At 39.3% G+C, this 16,553-nt stretch carries 16 protein-coding genes and 1 pseudogene; 11 read left to right on the forward strand and 6 right to left on the reverse strand.

Annotated features, from left to right (window positions below):
- Position 1: 1 nt before the first annotated feature.
- From astA to R2H34_RS05310, 6 genes are all read left to right on the forward strand, one after another.
- Entirely contained in the window at positions 2-1,045 is a 1,044-nt protein-coding gene (gene astA / locus R2H34_RS05285; protein ID WP_004913833.1) for an arginine N-succinyltransferase, read from the forward strand.
- Positions 1,045-2,514, forward strand: a complete 1,470-nt coding sequence (gene astD, locus R2H34_RS05290; RefSeq protein ID WP_042891345.1) for a succinylglutamate-semialdehyde dehydrogenase — start codon at positions 1,045-1,047, stop codon at positions 2,512-2,514. The genes astA and astD overlap by 1 nt, the downstream gene beginning before the upstream one ends.
- Before the next feature lie 33 nt (positions 2,515-2,547).
- Positions 2,548-3,888, forward strand: a complete 1,341-nt coding sequence (astB, locus tag R2H34_RS05295; RefSeq protein ID WP_042891348.1) for an N-succinylarginine dihydrolase — start codon at positions 2,548-2,550, stop codon at positions 3,886-3,888.
- A gap of 95 nt (positions 3,889-3,983) precedes the next feature.
- A complete protein-coding gene (astE, locus tag R2H34_RS05300) occupies positions 3,984-4,958 on the forward strand; it encodes a succinylglutamate desuccinylase (RefSeq protein ID WP_042891353.1) in 975 nt (324 codons plus the stop codon).
- Positions 4,959-5,131: 173 nt separating this feature from the next.
- Positions 5,132-6,625, forward strand: coding sequence for an amino acid permease (locus R2H34_RS05305; protein WP_004913820.1), 1,494 nt, complete (start codon positions 5,132-5,134; stop codon positions 6,623-6,625).
- 144 nt (positions 6,626-6,769) lie between these two features.
- On the forward strand, positions 6,770-7,321 hold the full coding sequence (locus R2H34_RS05310) for a lipocalin family protein (protein ID WP_318342469.1): 552 nt from the start codon (positions 6,770-6,772) through the stop codon (positions 7,319-7,321).
- A 9-nt stretch (positions 7,322-7,330) separates the two neighbouring features.
- On the opposite strand, the gene R2H34_RS17875 is transcribed toward R2H34_RS05310, so the two are convergent.
- From R2H34_RS17875 to R2H34_RS05325, 4 genes and pseudogenes are all read right to left on the reverse strand, one after another.
- Positions 7,331-7,498, reverse strand: a complete 168-nt coding sequence (locus R2H34_RS17875; RefSeq protein WP_005403050.1) for a DUF2256 domain-containing protein — start codon at positions 7,496-7,498, stop codon at positions 7,331-7,333.
- Between the two features lie 2 nt (positions 7,499-7,500).
- Complete coding sequence (locus tag R2H34_RS05315) at positions 7,501-8,067, reverse strand: hypothetical protein (protein WP_228270288.1); 567 nt, start codon at positions 8,065-8,067, stop codon at positions 7,501-7,503.
- A 67-nt stretch (positions 8,068-8,134) separates the two neighbouring features.
- Entirely contained in the window at positions 8,135-9,067 is a 933-nt protein-coding gene (locus R2H34_RS05320; RefSeq protein WP_075696753.1) for an IS5 family transposase, read from the reverse strand.
- Positions 9,068-9,121: 54 nt separating this feature from the next.
- Positions 9,122-10,078 (reverse strand): annotated as a pseudogene (locus tag R2H34_RS05325) (cryptochrome/photolyase family protein); the annotation flags it as partial.
- A 430-nt stretch (positions 10,079-10,508) separates the two neighbouring features.
- Here R2H34_RS05325 and modA point away from each other — a divergent pair.
- From modA to R2H34_RS05340, 3 genes are read left to right on the forward strand one after another with little or no spacing between them, the layout of a single operon-like run.
- On the forward strand, positions 10,509-11,267 hold the full coding sequence (modA, locus tag R2H34_RS05330; RefSeq protein ID WP_039908219.1) for a molybdate ABC transporter substrate-binding protein: 759 nt from the start codon (positions 10,509-10,511) through the stop codon (positions 11,265-11,267).
- Between the two features lie 4 nt (positions 11,268-11,271).
- Positions 11,272-11,961: a molybdate ABC transporter permease subunit gene (gene modB / locus R2H34_RS05335; RefSeq protein ID WP_004952841.1), complete on the forward strand. Its 690-nt coding sequence runs from the start codon at positions 11,272-11,274 to the stop codon at positions 11,959-11,961.
- Between the two features lie 2 nt (positions 11,962-11,963).
- Positions 11,964-12,581, forward strand: coding sequence for an ATP-binding cassette domain-containing protein (locus R2H34_RS05340; protein WP_005403047.1), 618 nt, complete (start codon positions 11,964-11,966; stop codon positions 12,579-12,581).
- On the opposite strand, the gene R2H34_RS05345 is transcribed toward R2H34_RS05340, so the two are convergent.
- The gene (locus R2H34_RS05345; protein ID WP_004952847.1) at positions 12,576-12,842 is read right to left on the reverse strand and encodes a metal/formaldehyde-sensitive transcriptional repressor; all 267 of its coding nucleotides are present in this window, start codon (positions 12,840-12,842) and stop codon (positions 12,576-12,578) included. The genes R2H34_RS05340 and R2H34_RS05345 overlap by 6 nt on opposite strands.
- A 56-nt stretch (positions 12,843-12,898) precedes the next feature.
- Here R2H34_RS05345 and dmeF point away from each other — a divergent pair, with 56 nt between their 5' ends.
- The gene (gene dmeF / locus R2H34_RS05350; protein ID WP_042891858.1) at positions 12,899-13,849 is read left to right on the forward strand and encodes a CDF family Co(II)/Ni(II) efflux transporter DmeF; all 951 of its coding nucleotides are present in this window, start codon (positions 12,899-12,901) and stop codon (positions 13,847-13,849) included.
- A 51-nt stretch (positions 13,850-13,900) separates the two neighbouring features.
- On the opposite strand, the gene chrA is transcribed toward dmeF, so the two are convergent.
- Entirely contained in the window at positions 13,901-15,244 is a 1,344-nt protein-coding gene (chrA, locus tag R2H34_RS05355) for a chromate efflux transporter (protein WP_318342470.1), read from the reverse strand.
- 259 nt (positions 15,245-15,503) lie between these two features.
- Here chrA and tauA point away from each other — a divergent pair, with 259 nt between their 5' ends.
- On the forward strand, positions 15,504-16,544 hold the full coding sequence (gene tauA, locus R2H34_RS05360) for a taurine ABC transporter substrate-binding protein (protein WP_171462442.1): 1,041 nt from the start codon (positions 15,504-15,506) through the stop codon (positions 16,542-16,544).
- Positions 16,545-16,553: the final 9 nt, after the last annotated feature.

The following is a 16,553-nucleotide window of genomic DNA, read 5'->3' on the forward strand; positions in this document are numbered from 1 at the left end:
CATGATGATTGTTAGACATGCAGCGCATCGGGACTTAGATGACATTTATCGTTTAGCGCAACGAGCAGGTGAGTCAGGTATCGGCCTGACTTCCTTGCCGCAAAATAAAGAAATCTTGGCAGCGCGAATTGCACGCACGATAGGAACTTTAGAAGGTACGACTGAGCAGTGTGATGCAAGCTATTTGTTTGTTTTAGAAGACACCGTATCTCAGACAATCGTTGGTGTAAGTGCCATCGAGGTTTCGGTTGGTTTGAAAGAGCCATTCTACAACTTTCGTGTGGCGAAACAGGTACATGCTTCTAAAGCACTCAATGTTTACAATGCTTTAGACACCTTGTTTTTGAGTAATGATCATACAGGTTGTAGTGAGTTATGTACCTTATTCCTTGATCCTGAGTATCGAAAAAATCAAAACGGTAAGTTTCTTTCTAAGGTTCGTTTTCTATTTATTGCTGCATTTCGCTCGTATTTTGAAGATCGCTTAATCGCAGAAATGCGAGGTTTCTCAGATCAAAATGGTCATTCACCATTTTGGGATGCGTTGGGTTATCACTTCTTCAATATGGATTTCGCGACCGCCGATTATTTAAGTGGTATCGGTCAAAAAGTCTTTATCGCTGAACTAATGCCAAGATTTCCTGTCTACGTCAATCTATTACCAGCTGAGGCTAGAGCGGTAATTGCAGAAGTGCATCCGCATACATTGCCTGCAGCAAAAGTTTTGATGTCAGAAGGACTTAAATATCAAGGTTATGTCGACATCTTTGATGCTGGACCTACTTTAGAAGCGAATACTGCGGATTTGCGGGCGGTCAAAGAAAGTCGAACAGTGAAAGTCAAAATCACTGAGCAAATCGAAACGACTGATACACACTATTTGGTCGCAAATGACCAATACAAAAATTACTGCGTGCTGTTGATCAATAACAAAGTCTGTGATGGCGATACCTTAATGATCACATCTGCACAAGCTCAGGCTCTCCAAGTTAACGAACAGGATGAAGTACGAGTTTTAGCATTAGATAAAATGGAGAATCACTAATGTCGCAAGGTGAATTATTAATTAATGGTGCTTGGGTACAGGGAAAGGGTACAAGCTTTATTAAAACCAACCCTGTGAGCAATCAACAGATTTGGTCTGGTCATGAAGCTAGTGTTGCTGATGTTGAGGCAGCTTGTAATGCTGCTAGAACAGCTTTCCCCGCATGGGCACGCTTAGGTTTAGAGCAACGTGTAGCTATTATTGAACGCTTTGCAAGTTTACTTGAACAAAATAAAAATCAACTTGCACAAGTCATCAGTCAAGAAACCAGTAAACCACTGTGGGAAACACTCACAGAAGTACAATCGATGATTGGAAAAATCGCGATTTCAATCCGTGCATATCACCAACGTACAGGTTTTAGTGAAACTGAAATGCCAGATGGCATCGCATCTTTACGTCATCGTCCTCATGGGGTAGTTGCAGTTTTCGGACCGTATAATTTCCCAGGACATCTACCTAATGGACACATTGTTCCTGCATTAATTGCAGGTAATACGGTTGTGTTCAAGCCAAGCGAATTAACGCCTTGGACAGCCGAAGAAACTGCAAAATTGTGGCAACAGGCAGGGTTACCAAAAGGTGTGCTCAACCTTGTGCAAGGTGGTCGTACGACAGGTGAGGCTTTAGCTGCTGCTGAACAAATTGACGGTTTACTGTTTACGGGAAGTGCCAACACCGGCTATCACTTGCATAAACAAATGGCAGGCGCACCTGAAAAAATCTTAGCCCTTGAAATGGGGGGTAACAACGCTTTAATCATTGATGAAGCAACTGATATTGATGCAGTGGTGAATCTAGCTATTCAATCCGCTTTCGTGTCTGCGGGACAACGTTGTACATGTGCACGCCGTATCATTGTAAAACATGGCGTTAATGGTGATGCACTCATTCAACGTTTTGTTGAAGTCGCAAAGAACTTAGTGATCGGTGCTTGGGATGCTGAACCACAATCATTTATGGGCGGGGTGATTTCATCTCATGCGGCAGATCAGATGATGGCTGCACAAAGCAAATTGATCGCACTAGGCGCAAAACCATTGTTAGCAATGACTCGTCCTCAAGCTGACAGTTCATTACTCAGTGCAGGCATTTTAGATGTGAGTGAAGTGAATGCAATCCCAGATGATGAATACTTTGGTCCTTTGACGACGATCTATCGTTATCACGATTTTGATGAAGCGCTCAAAATCGCCAATAACACACGTTTTGGTTTAGCTGTAGGTTTGGTTTCTCCTGATCGTGAATTATTTGATCGAGTATTGATCGAAGCACGAGCTGGCATTGTGAACTGGAATAAACCATTAACTGGCGCATCGAGTGCTGCTCCATTTGGTGGTGTGGGTGCATCGGGTAATCATCGTGCAAGCGCGTTTTATGCAGCAGATTATAGTGCGTGGCCGATGGCTTCACTGGAAAGTGATAGCGTTACACTGCCGTCAAAATTATCACCGGGCATTGTGCTCTAAGTTAAATCGTGCCGTGACGATATGGAGAAAAAAATGTCAGGTTATGAAATCAATTTTGATGGCTTGGTTGGACCAACTCACCATTATGCAGGTCTTTCTTTTGGTAATGTTGCTTCAACAAAAAACCGTAATAATGCATCCAATCCTAAATTAGCAGCCAAACAGGGCTTAATGAAAATGAAAGCCCTTGCGGATTTAGGGCTTAAACAAGGGGTGTTTGCTCCACAAGAGCGTCCACATGTTCCGACCTTACGCCGTTTAGGTTTTACAGGTAGTGATATTGATGTCATTGCACAGGCAATGCGAACTGCACCTGCCTTGTTATCTTCACTCAGTTCAGCATCTTCAATGTGGACTGCAAACTCATGCACCGTGTCACCATCGGCTGATAGTGCGGATGGACGTGTACATTTTACAGCCGCAAATCTAAATAATAAGTTCCATCGCTCAATTGAGCATCATACGACAACGCGAATCCTTAAAGCGATGTTCGATAATGATGTATATTTCGCGCATCATGAAGCCTTACCTGACGCAGCACTATTTGGTGATGAGGGTGCAGCCAATCATAACCGTCTAGGCGGTGGATACGAGCAAGCTGGCGTACAAGTTTTTGTTTACGGACAGCAACAGCTCGGTGGTATGGTTGCGCCGAAGAAATTCCCTGCACGTCAAACCCGTGAAGCGAGTGAGGCGATTGCACGTTTACATCGTTTAGATGCAAAACGGACGGTATTTATTCAACAGAATCCTGACGTGATTGATCAAGGTGTATTTCATAACGATGTAATTGCGGTAAGTAACCAACAAGTACTTTTTCATCATCAACATGCGTTTTTGAATCAAACACAAGCCTTGAATGAAATTCGCCAGAAAATGGCAGGGATTGAGCAAGAATTTATTTCGATCGAAGTGCCTGAAAACCGTGTGAGTGTTGAAGATGCTGTTGCGACATATTTATTCAATAGCCAAATTTTGACACGAGCAGATGGTGGGATGAGTATCGTTGTACCTGAAGAGTCTCGTCAAAATAAAGCGGTTTGGAGCTACTTGAATGACATGATTCAGATGGGTACGCCAATTGATGACATCAAGGTGTTTGATCTGCGTGAAAGTATGCGTAATGGCGGTGGACCAGCATGTTTGCGCTTACGTGTCGCGGTCAATGAAAAAGAGTTAGCAGCAGTTAATCCAAATTTATTTATGAATGACGGTTTGTTTAAGACCCTCAACCAATGGGTTGATCAACACTATCGTGATGAATTAACTCAGGATGATTTAGCTGATCCAAGTTTGTTGATTGAGAGTCGTACAGCGTTAGATGAATTAACCAAAATTTTAGGTTTAGGTTCTGTTTATCACTTTCAACGCTAATCATCGTAGTTAAAAGATTGATATGGATTTTCCTCAAATCCGAATGCTCACAATGGCATCGGATTTGAGGTGGTTAAACAAGGGAATGATGGCATATGGTTGATCTACTCGAATTAACTCTTGCACAGCAAGCACCTAATCAAACTCAAGGTGAAACAACTGAATTTACTTGGCAATGGCTAGGTGAAGGGTTATTGGTATGCACGCCTAAAACAAGCTATAACAAGGCCATCATCTTTTCTGCGGGTATTCATGGAAATGAAACGGCACCGATTGAATTACTTGAAAAGATGGTTCAAGACCTATTCGCTTCTCGTTTATGTTTGACGGAGCGAGTCCTTTTTGTTTTTGGTAATCCTCAAGCGATTCGCAAAGGTGTACGTTATCTAGAAAATGATATGAACCGCATGTTTTGTGGAGTTTATCAACAATTAAATTCTGATGAAGAAACAAAACGTGCTCAGCTTTTAGAGCAAATTACCGCAGAGTTTTTCCAGCAAAGTCGTAGTGATGCTCAACGCTATCATTATGATTTGCATACGGCTATACGCACATCACTATTAGCTGTATTTGCCTTATTCCCTTATCAGACGCAACCCTACGATGATTTTCTCATAGATAGTCTCAACGCTGCTGATCTTGATGCTTTGGTGTATCACAACGCTGTTGGTAAAACTTTTACTCATTTTACAACAGAGTATTTTCAGGCTGCCAGCAGTACTTTGGAGTTAGGTAAAGCAAAGCCATTTGGTCAAAATGATTTAGCTGAGTTTGCTGCAATTGATCAAGTACTTCGTGCGGTAATTACAGGTGACGCTTTACCTCAACGACAAAAAGCATCGCTTCGTCAATTCAAGGTTGTAGATTCAATTGTTAAACAAAGTGAGGATTTTCAACTGCGATTAGATGCGAATGCACCTAATTTTTCGACCTTTGAAAAAGGCGATGTAATCGCGACTCAAGAGGCGGGAAATTATATTGCAAGTGATCAGCAAGTTTGGATTTTATTTCCAAATCCGAACGTCAAAGTAGGATTGAGAGCAGGGCTAATTCTCAAAGAAATAATGTAGATAACGCCATTCGAAAGATTTTAAGCGGTTCAAGGAAATGATGTATATGGAGTTTGAATATGGATGTTCAGTAGAAAAATACGCAGAAAAAAGATATCCGTTGGATATTGACTGTTATGAAAGTGAAACAGCAAGGACAGGTTGTCATAAGAATATCGTTGGAGTGATCGTGTATGAGTAACAATAATGAAAAAACATTTCCTTCAGGTGAACTCCTGAGTGAGCAATATGTGCCGCAACAAGACACATCAAGCCATTTAAATACTTCGTTGTCAGAAGTAGATGTCACTAAACCTTTGAAACGTGCAATGACAAAACGTCATTTGGTCATGATTTCTTTAGGTGGTGCGATTGGAACAGGACTGTTTCTTGGTTCAGGAGATGTTATTTCTCAAGCTGGCCCAATTGGAGCAATTTTATCTTATCTACTTGGGGGCGTAATTGCTTACATGGTCATGCTGTGCTTAGGCGAGTTAGCCGTGCATATGCCCGTATCAGGTTCGTTCGGTGAATATGCCAGAACTTATATTGGACCTGGTACAGGTTACATGATTACGTGGTTGTATTGGTTAACTTGGACCGCAACATTGGGGACGGAGTTTACTGCGGCAGCATTATTGATGCAGGAGTGGTTTCCATCTATTTCCATGTGGACATGGACGCTGTTATTTGCAGGATTAATTTTTTCACTGAATGTCAGTTCAACGCGTTTATTTGCAGAATCTGAATTTTGGTTATCATTGGTTAAAGTTTTAACCATCATTTGCTTTATTGGTTTGGGGCTAGCCGCTATTTTCGGAGCTATTTCCTACCATGGGCATGAATCAGCGCCTTTATTTAGTAAATTAACAGAGCATGGTTGGTTTCCAAATGGAATATTTCCTATTTTTGCGACTATGCTAATTGTGAATTTTGCATTCTCAGGTACTGAGTTGATTGGTGTTGCGGCGGGTGAAGCAGAAGAACCTGCTAAAACGGTTCCTAAAGCAATCAATGCCGCGATTTGGCGACTCCTGATTTTCTTTGTTGGTACGATTATCGTGATCTGTGCCTTATTGCCTTATGACATGGCAGGTTTAAATGCAAATTCGGTAAGTAATAGTCCTTTTGTAACTGTATTCAATTACATCGGTATTCCATATGCTGAAGATATTATTCGTTTTGTGATTATCACTGCATTGTTATCTGCTGCGAATTCTGGATTATTTGCTGCTTCACGTATGATGTGGTCACTATCGACTAAAAATCAGTTACCTAAAGTTTTCGCAAAATTGACACGTTCAGGTACACCGATTATTGCAATTATCGTGACGATGTTTGGTGCAATACCAGGTTTATTGTCTGAGCACTTTGCACCTGAAACAATTTTCAAAAATTTATTAGGTGTTGCTGCATTCACTATGGTTGTAGTGTGGATTTCGATCTGTGTCTCTCAATTTAACTTCCGTAGACAATGGATTAAATCTGGTAACACCGTTAAAGATCTCAAATTTGCTGCGCCGTTATTCCCATTAACTCCTATTTTAGGTGGGGTATTCTGCGTCATTACATGTATTAGTATGGTGACTGATCCATCGATGCAAGTTGGATTTGTATGTTGTGTTTTGTTTATCATCGCTTGTTATGCAAGTTATGCGATTTTCTATAAAGATAAACAGGTAAATTAATTTCTTAATCGGAAAGTTGGAGTGACATCTCCAACTTTCTTTTTATATAAAAAAGAATAAAACTTACTCTTAGAGATGACTCACATTTTATTCACGCTGAGCTACTTATAGTTGAAAAGTATAGTTTTCGATGAAGAGGATAAAATGAAAGTAAAAACGCTATTAAGTCTATCTGTATTGTCTATTACATTAAGCACTTTAAGCTTCCCAACCTTTGCAGACACACCAAAAGCAGTTGATAAAATTGATATCAATCAATATGTAGGTAAATGGTATGAAATTGCACATTTACCGATGTATTTTCAACGTCAATGTGTGAGTGATACCAGCGCTAAATATGCAATTAAAGCTGACAATACAATATCGGTACTTAATAGTTGTCGTACTGCCTCTGGAGAAATGAAAAGTTCAGAGGGCGTAGCCTATCCACAAAATCAGGGAAAAAGTCAGTTGAAAGTGAGCTTTTTGCCAAAAGGATTACGTTGGTTACCGTTCACCAAAGGCGATTATTGGGTATTGAGAGTTGATCCAGATTATAAAGTTGCTTTAGTTGGCGGACCATCAACAAAGTATTTATGGATACTTTCAAAAACTCCAACAATTGATGAAGCTACTTATCAATCCTATTTACAAACCGTCAAACAGCAAGGTTATGATCTGAGTAATTTAATTAAAACAACTCATACTTCACCATAATCGACTCATTCAGGTGTGATTGTTTACATCTGACTTCGCTTTTCGCTTAGCAAGTTGTTTACATTTTTGGGAACAGAAGTTCACATCACCCCAGCTTCTTTCCCATTTTTTTCGCCATGTGAAAGGGCGTAAACAATAAGCACAAATTTTTTCAGGTAAATGAAGTTTCTTATGCATGATTAGAGTTCTTCGATACGTTTTTGTAGATCATTCGCATGAGTCAAAATTGTATTTTGATCATCTTGGCTAAGCTTATCCCATTGTTTATACATCATTGACATTCTGTGATTGGAGCTAAAGAAAACACGATGTTTGGCTAAGAAATTCCAGTATAAGCTATTGAAAGGACAGCTATCTTGTTCAGTTTTGGTTTTGACATTGTAGTGGCAGTTCTGACAGTAGTTAGACATACGATGAATATAGTTGCCTGAAGCTGCATAAGGTTTACTTGCCACGAGACCACCATCTGCAAACAAAACCATACCGTGAGTATTAGGTAACTGCACCCATTCAAAAGCATCTGCATAAACACTGAGATACCAATCATTCACTTGTTTAGGTGAAATACCATTTAATAAAGTAAAGTTCCCAATCACCATTAATCGTTGTATGTGATGGGCATAAGCATTTTCCAAAGAATTTCTTAAAGCTTCACGCAAACATAGCATTTTTGTTTCAGCTGTCCAGAAATAATCAGGAAGGTTACGATCTGTCTGTAACTCATTTAAATCAGGATAAGTTGGCATTTTTAACCAATATATGGCTTTGTTGCACAAAGATTTGAAATGCAAAGCGCCCCTAATTGAGCCAAATTTAAGGCGTAACTTGGGTAAGTGGTCGACCTAATTCCGTAAATCTGTTAAGGACTGCTACACGTGCATGGATCTCATTCACTTGGCTATCAAAACTCCTTGCACTGAGTTTATCTCCTAATAATTTGATGCAATGCATCTTAGTTTCAACCAAACTTCGCCGATGATAGCCTGACCATTTTTTCCATAGTGTCCTGCCTAAACGCTTAACTGTTCGAAGTAATTCATTTCGCTCTAGCGAGCTACTCTTTGTATCTTTCCATGGTTTCGCATTTTTTCTAAGTGGAATCACCGCATGCCCTTGCCGATCTGCAATGACCTGACGGCATTGCTTGGTGTCATAAGCTCCATCGGTATAAACAGAGTCAATCTGCTCATCTTGTGGAATCTGATTAAGTAAATCACCAAGCACCTGTGAATCACTGACATTATTGGTTGTAAGCTGAACTGCTCGTATTTGTAGGGTTTTAGCATCTATACCAATATGAAGTTTACGCCATTGGCGACGATATTCAGGTCCATGTTTCTTGCGCTTCCATTCGCCCTCACCTAGAAACTTCATGCCTGTAGAGTCCATGAGTAGATGCAGCCCATCGCTACTTTTTTGGTAGCTGATTACAATATCAATATGCTTTTGTCTTCTACAAAGCGTGGTGTAATCTGGAGCTATCCAATTTAATCCGCAAAGTTTAATCAGACTTTGCACAAAGCCAGTAACCATACGTAAAGACAGACGGAATAAGGATTTAATCATTAAGCAGCATTGGATGGCTGCGTCGGAGTAGGTTTGATTTCGCCCTTGTTTGCCTTTTGATGGAGCATACCATTGCGTAGCCGGATCAAACCAAATGGCAATATTTCCGCGACTCATAAGTGCTCGGTTATATGCGGGCCAATTGGTTGTGCGGTAGATTTTGTGTGTAGGCTTCTTCATTTGAAAATTATATCGCTGAAAAAGCCTTTACAGATAGGTTTGTGCAACAAAGCCCCAATATATTCCTCGAATAAATTCACGCCAACCTAAGATTTGACGGATGAAACCTTCAGCAGCGTTTAGCGGAACATGATGATCAAAGTATGCTTGTTGCGCAGCATCACAGACTTCTTTTGGAGAAAGTAGACCACAATTTAGATAAGGAGAAAGCAGACTGTGAAAGAGATAATCCTTTCCACTAACCATTGCATCTTGATATTGGCCAAAATGAATTAATTGATAATTAATAAAATATTGGAGCGCTTCTAGAGCTTGTTGTCGAGTCGTTGCCCAGTTGAAATGATTGATCTGACCAATATGTTCTTTAAACTCTGTTTTAACCAACTCAATGACATCTAAGTCAATTTGATCTCGATCAAATTGTAGAGCTGAAGGGATTGGGTCATTCTTATTCCAAGCTTGTCTATTTTCGATATCATAATTCCATTTCCCACCGATTGGTTCATTACCATTCATTAAGTAACCAGTTTGTTGTCTTAGCTTTCGATAGAAAAATTCCATGCGTAAGGTTTTGGTATTTGAAGCCCAGTTGCGAAAGGCTTGGGGAGAACAGAAAAAACGATCGTCATTAAGGATTTGTACTGGGATTTGAAGTTGATTAGACCATGTGGTTGCAATCGCTTGTTGTAATCGAAATTCACCACTTTCTGTGATGATCAAGGCTTCAGCTGGATTTTTTTTTAATTGTGCTTGGATAAAATCAATAAATCCTTGAGCAGCTTGTGTACGGTCAAATGTTTGATAACGAATCTTCCAACCTTGTGCTTTTAATGATTTTGCAAAATGGCGCATTGCACTGAAAATAAATGCGATTTTTTGAGGATGGTGCTGTACATAGGTAGCTTCTTCAACCAACTCTGCCATCAAAATGAGATCTTGATCTTTATCAAGCACTTTGAGTGTGGCAATTTGCTCTGAAAGCTGATCTCCTAAGATTAAGCCGTACCGCATAGGCTTGTCACCAGTACAAAATTTTAATATAGGTGCAGTACTGTAAAATCCTTGTGAATATAAGATTCTTGAATAACTTGTTGTTTAAAAATGATTCATTCAAGCAATCGAATTTTAAAACTTTGATGAAAGCTAAATAAATTATTTTTTGACTTAATATTAAATTAAGTTTTCTCGCTTATTCTAAAAATGCAGCATGACAGTTCAAGCATGGCTACACCTTTGGCCACATCTCACGATGTGGTTTTTTTTCGGCTACTTAAATTTATATAGAAATCTAATTCTTAGAAAACAACTCGATTTTGTATTTAATTTATATAACTATTAGAAAATTAGGGATTACTCAATCTTTCTTTTTTAGTGTATCTTTATTAAGCGATATGTTTGCAAGAATATATCGAATTATGAGGATGAGGTCGTTCCATTGGTGATGATACAAAAATACCGATATGCATTGGCTATATGCGTTGGCCTATTTAGCCACACACAAGCATTTGCGGTTGATAAAGTTACAGTATATGCAGCTGCAAGTTTAACCAATGCGATCAATGAATTAGATGTGATCTATGAGCAGAAAAATAAAGTTCAAATCCAAACATCTTATGCAGGTTCATCAACTTTAGCCAAACAAATTGAAGCAGGTGCGCCAGCTGATATTTTTATATCAGCAGATGTTCAATGGATGGATTATTTGCAAAAAAAACAGTTGGTATCGGCAAATGATCGCGTGAATTTATTGGGTAATCGTTTGGTAGTGATTGCTCCTAAAGCTCGTCCAATCAAATTAAAAATAGATAAAAGTTTTGATTTCACTAGGGTTGTTCAAGGTAAATGGTGTACAGGTGATACTAAGAGTGTACCTGTTGGGAAATATGCAAAGCAGGCTTTGACGTCGATCGGTTGGTGGGATAAGGTTTCAACTCGTCTAGTGGAAACAGAGGATGTACGTGCAGCCTTAAACTTTGTGGCACGTGGTGAATGTCAGTTAGGGATTGTTTACGCTACTGATGCAGCGATCAGCAAAAATGTCGTCATCATTGGAACATTTCCAGAAAATACCCATCAACCTATTATTTATCCAATAGGTTTAGTAAAGAAGAATACAGAGTCAATGAAATTCTATAAGTTTTTACAAAGCAGTCAGGCAAAAAAAGTATTTAAAAAATATGGTTTTAGCGTACTTAAGTAATTAAATGATGATTCTGACTCCTGAAGAACTTGAAGTGTTGCTACTGTCATCTAAAGTGGCAGCAACATGTTTGATTGTGAGTTTAATCCCAGCAATTTTGATTGCTTGGATTTTAGCTAGGAAAGAGTTCTGGGGTAAATCACTATTTGAAACACTGGTTTTCTTACCTTTAGTGTTACCACCAGTTGTACCTGGTTATTTGTTACTTCAAATTTTTGGCAATCGAGGCATCATAGGACAATATCTAGCACCACTAGGATTGGAGTTTGCGTTTAATTGGAAAGGGGCGGTATTGGCATCTGCGGTAATGGGCTTTCCTTTACTCGTACAATCAATTCGATTGGCGATTGAACTGGTGGATCAGCGTTTAGAAATGGCTGCAAAAACTTTAGGGGCTTCTGCATTCGGCACGTTTATGCAGGTAACTTTGCCACTTGCAAGTAGCGGAATTTTGGTGGGAAGTATTTTATGTTTTTGCCGAAGTTTAGGTGAGTTTGGCGCAACGATTACCTTCGTGGGGAATATTGCCAGTGAAACTCGTACTTTGCCTTTAGCCATGTATAGTTTGATGCAGCAACCTGATACTGAAGCAGCAGTTTGGCGTTTAATAATCTTATCCTTATCCGTAGCTTTCTTTGCACTATGGTTTGCGCAATGGTTCAATCGTTATCAGAAAAATAAACGTGGTCGTTAAGCATGATTGATTGTCATATCCAACTTACCCAAGGACAATTTTCTCTAGATCAACGCTTTCAATCCGATCAGTCTGTGATTGGTTTATTTGGAGCTTCAGGTTCAGGAAAAACCACGATTTTGCATAGTATTGCTGGGTTGATTAAACCTCAATCAGGTTGGATTAAAATACAGAATCAAAGATGGTTTGATCGGGCACAGAACATTAACCTGAGTACACAACAGCGTCGGATTGGTTTGGTATTTCAGGATGCACAGTTATTTCCTCATAAAAATGTAATGCAGAATCTACTGTTTGGCTTCAAACATATTCGCCCCGAGCAGCGACAGTTTGAACTCGACTATATTGTTGAATTGCTTAAATTGGAGCATTTAACTGAAAGAATGCCGATTAAGCTCTCAGGAGGAGAAAAACAACGTGTTGCACTTGGTCGTGCATTACTTTACTCACCACAATTATTATTATTAGATGAACCACTTTCTGCTCTTGATTCCGCGCACAAAAAAGAGATTATTCCTTTCTTTCAAAAAATCAAAGCAGAGATAAAAATTCCGATGCTGTATGTGAGTCATGATAAATCAGAAATCGAACAACTCACTCACGAGATTTGGTATCTATAAATAACGTTGTAATAAAGCAAGAAACTTTTGTATTTCTTCTTCATTAATATGTTCAGCATCCTTTAGTACGTGTTCTTTTAAGTGTTGTTCAATTAATTGATTCATTAAACCATTTACAGCACCTTTAACCGCAGCGACTTGCTGTAAAACTTCGATACATGAACTCTCTGGATCGGTTAATGATTTTTCAACCGCGGTAATTTGTCCTTGAATGCGCTTCACTCGATTTAGAATTTTTTTGTCATGGTGTAGATGAGACATACATTTTTCCTGAAAAAATATATACTGAGGGGGAGTATATTTTAAAGTTAAAGCAAATGCAGCATACTAACCTAGAAAGACGCCATTCTCATCAATTTGATCAGGGAAATCCTTTAGCCCAGAAAAAGATTTTGATCGCCACAATTTTAACCGCTGTGATGATGATCTTAGAAATCTTAGGTGGATGGATTTTTAATTCGATGGCATTACTGGCTGATGGTTGGCATATGAGTTCCCACATGCTAGCACTAGGTTTGGCTTACTTTGCTTATCGAATGGCTCGACAGTATGCAAGTGACTCCAGATTTAGTTTTGGAACATGGAAAATAGAAATTTTAGCAGGCTATAGCAGTGCTATTTTATTGATGGTCGTTGCGCTATTGATGGGGATTCAGTCGATTGAACGATTATTTAATCCTGTTACGATTCATTTCAATGAAGCGATTCCAATCGCAGTTGTAGGTTTAGTTATAAACTTGGTCTGTGCATGGTTGTTACATGATGGTGGACATGAGCATCACCATCATCATTCACATGATCACCATCACGAAGATCATCAGCATACACACGATCACCATCATCACCATGATTTAAATCAAAAAGCCGCATTTTTGCATGTAGTGGCAGATGCAGTGACTTCAGTGCTCGCAATTATTGCTTTATTTGCTGCAAAATATTTTAGCTGGAATTTTCTAGATGCCTTGCTTGGAATTATTGGTGCATTACTGGTTGCCAAATGGTCTTGGGGATTAATTCAAGAAACAGGTAAAACCTTATTAGATGCTGAAATGGGGCACCCCGTGGTACAAGAAATAAAGGATGTAATTGCCCAACTTCCACACGTAGAAATCACAGACCTACATGTATGGAAAGTTGGGAAAGGCAAATTCTCTTGTATTTTAGGATTGGAAACATCGATAGCTGATTTGACTCCTGATCAAGTCAAACGTGAGCTATCCATACATGAAGAAATTGTGCATGCCTCAGTTGAAATTCATCATATTTAATATTTCTGAGACTGAAGCTAGAGTCGAATAACTCAACTCTAGCTCAATAGTTTAAACAAAGAGATATAGGATCAAACCACAAACTGCTGAAGCAAAGATCACGTAAAGAACATTAATCTGAAATTTAAAGAGTGCGATCATCGCTGCAACGGTAATGATTGCCGCTTCGTAATTAAATGCATGATCAAAACCATTTGGCCATAGCACGTGATAGCTAAAGAATAGAGCAAGATTAAGAATGACACCTACAACAGCAGCGGTGATCGTAGTGAGTGGTGCGGTAAACTTAAGCTCGTTATGTGTAGATTCAATTAGTGGTGCGCCAGCGAAAATAAAAACGAAGGAAAAGAGAAAGGTAAACCAAGTAACAATTACTGCACCCACGGCACCTGCAAGAAACAGATGTTCAGTTCCGAGTAAAGCTTGATTAAAACCACCCAAGAAGCCTACAAATGCGACAACCATAATTAATGGGCCAGGTGTACTTTCTCCGAGAGCCAATCCATCAATCATTTGAGTGGGGTTTAACCATCCGTAATAATTTACTGCACCTTGGTAGACATAAGGCAGCACAGCATATGCTCCACCAAAGGTAAGCAAGGCTGCTTTAGTAAAGAACCATGCCATTTGAGTATAAGCGTGTTGCCAGCCTAGGCTGAAGGTCAACAGTAAGATCGGAATACACCATAAAAATGCTGCGATAAGAACAATTTTAGCGAGATTCGCCCAGCGAAAAATAGCATGGGCTGGTGGTGGTGTATTGTCATCAATCAGTGCTGCACCATAATTTTTTTGATTACTTTGATGAGATGGTTGCTGACTAAATAAATGTGGCTGCTTTTTACTGAGTAAATATCCAAGTATTGCGGCACTGAATACAATCAATGGAAATGGGATATTAAAGAAAAATATTGCGATAAATGCAGCAGCTGCAATGAGCCATAAGAATTTATTCTTCAGTGAACGACTACCTATACGATAAGTTGCATGAAAGACAATTGCCGTGACTGCTGGTTTAATTCCATAAAATAAACCTGCAATAATTGGGACATCTCCAAACTGTACATAAATCCATGACAAGGCAATCAGGATAAACAACGAGGGCAGCACAAATAGAATGCCTGCCACTAAACCACCTAAAGTACGGTGCATTAACCAGCCGATGTAGATGGCAAGTTGCTGAGCTTCAGGTCCAGGCAACAACATACAATAATTGAGTGCATGTAAAAATCGTTTTTCAGAGATCCAACGCTTTTGTTCAACTAGCTCCTGATGCATCACTGCAATTTGACCTGCGGGTCCTCCAAAACTAATAAATCCAAGTTTTAGCCAAAATAAAAAGGCTTGCCAAAAAGGAACGTGGTCAGGTGCGGTTGTTGCATCAGATTGCTGCATAATCATTCTCAAATAGAGCGTTTATTTTTTGAATATCGCGAGTTTGTGGCACATCATATGAAGGTGATGATTCTAGATGAATCCAATTCAATTCTTTATATATTTTATTGCTTTGATAATTCAAATTGATGACTTTTCCTAAATTTATTTCACGTCTAAAGATAAAAGAATCTAGCTTATATATTTTTAAATTGCATAAACAACGCATTTTTTCTTATTTTTAATCATAAAGTGTGACGCATACCATAAGCCTATATTATTGAAAGATCATCTAATTATGGGCATCAAGAACACCAAGCCATTGATTGTAACAGCGATCGTCCTTGTGGCGATTGTTGCTTTTATTATCTATCAAAATCAAAAAGATGCTGTACCAGCTCAGCCTAAAAATAACAAGGCAGTGGTGATTGCCTATCAAACAGGTGTGGATCCGACCAAGGTTGCACAGGCAAATGGAGCATATGAACGTGATACTAATCAAGCAATTCAATGGCGTAAATTTGATGCTGGTTCAGATGTAGTTAATGCATTGGCTTCGGGTGATGTTGTGATCGGCAATATCGGTTCTAGCCCTCTAGCTGCTGCTGCAAGTCGTGATTTACCGATAGAAGTCTTTCTGGTGACGGCTAAATTAGGCGGTTCTGAGGCACTAGTGGTCAGCAACAAATCAGGCATTAACAACCCGCAAGATTTGATTGGTAAAACCATTGCTGTGCCATTCGTTTCAACCACGCATTACAGCTTATTGTCAGCACTCAAGCATTGGAATATTGCGGATAACCAAGTCAAGATTATTAACTTACGTCCACCAGAAATCACAGCAGCTTGGGAGCGTGGTGATATTGATGCGACCTATGTTTGGGAACCTGCCTTAAGCAAAGTTAAAGCGACTGGTCATGTCTTAACAGACTCGAAACAAGTCGGCGAGTGGGGCGCACCAACCTATGATTTATGGGTGGTTCGTAAAGATTTCGCTGAAAAAAGTCCTGAGTTCTTAAAAGCCTTCGTGAGAACCAGCTTAAAGCAGATTGAAAGCTATAACCAAGATCCTAAAGCATTTGAGCAAAATACAGACAATATTCAGAAAATCGCACAATTGACGGGTTCTGATGCCAAAGATATTCCATTGCTTCTTTCAGGAAATATATACCTTGATCGTCAGCAGCAACAAGCCACTTTATCGGGTGAATTTGCAAAGAATATTTTCGATACAGCCACTTTCTTAAAAAGCCAAGGCAAGGTGGATCAAGTAAAACCTGACTATCAAGATAATGTTACCACTCAATTCTTACAACCATAGGAGATCGAA

The organism is Acinetobacter sp. 16, assembly GCF_033439925.1.
In the GTDB taxonomy this organism is placed as follows: Bacteria; Pseudomonadota; Gammaproteobacteria; order Pseudomonadales; family Moraxellaceae; genus Acinetobacter; species Acinetobacter junii.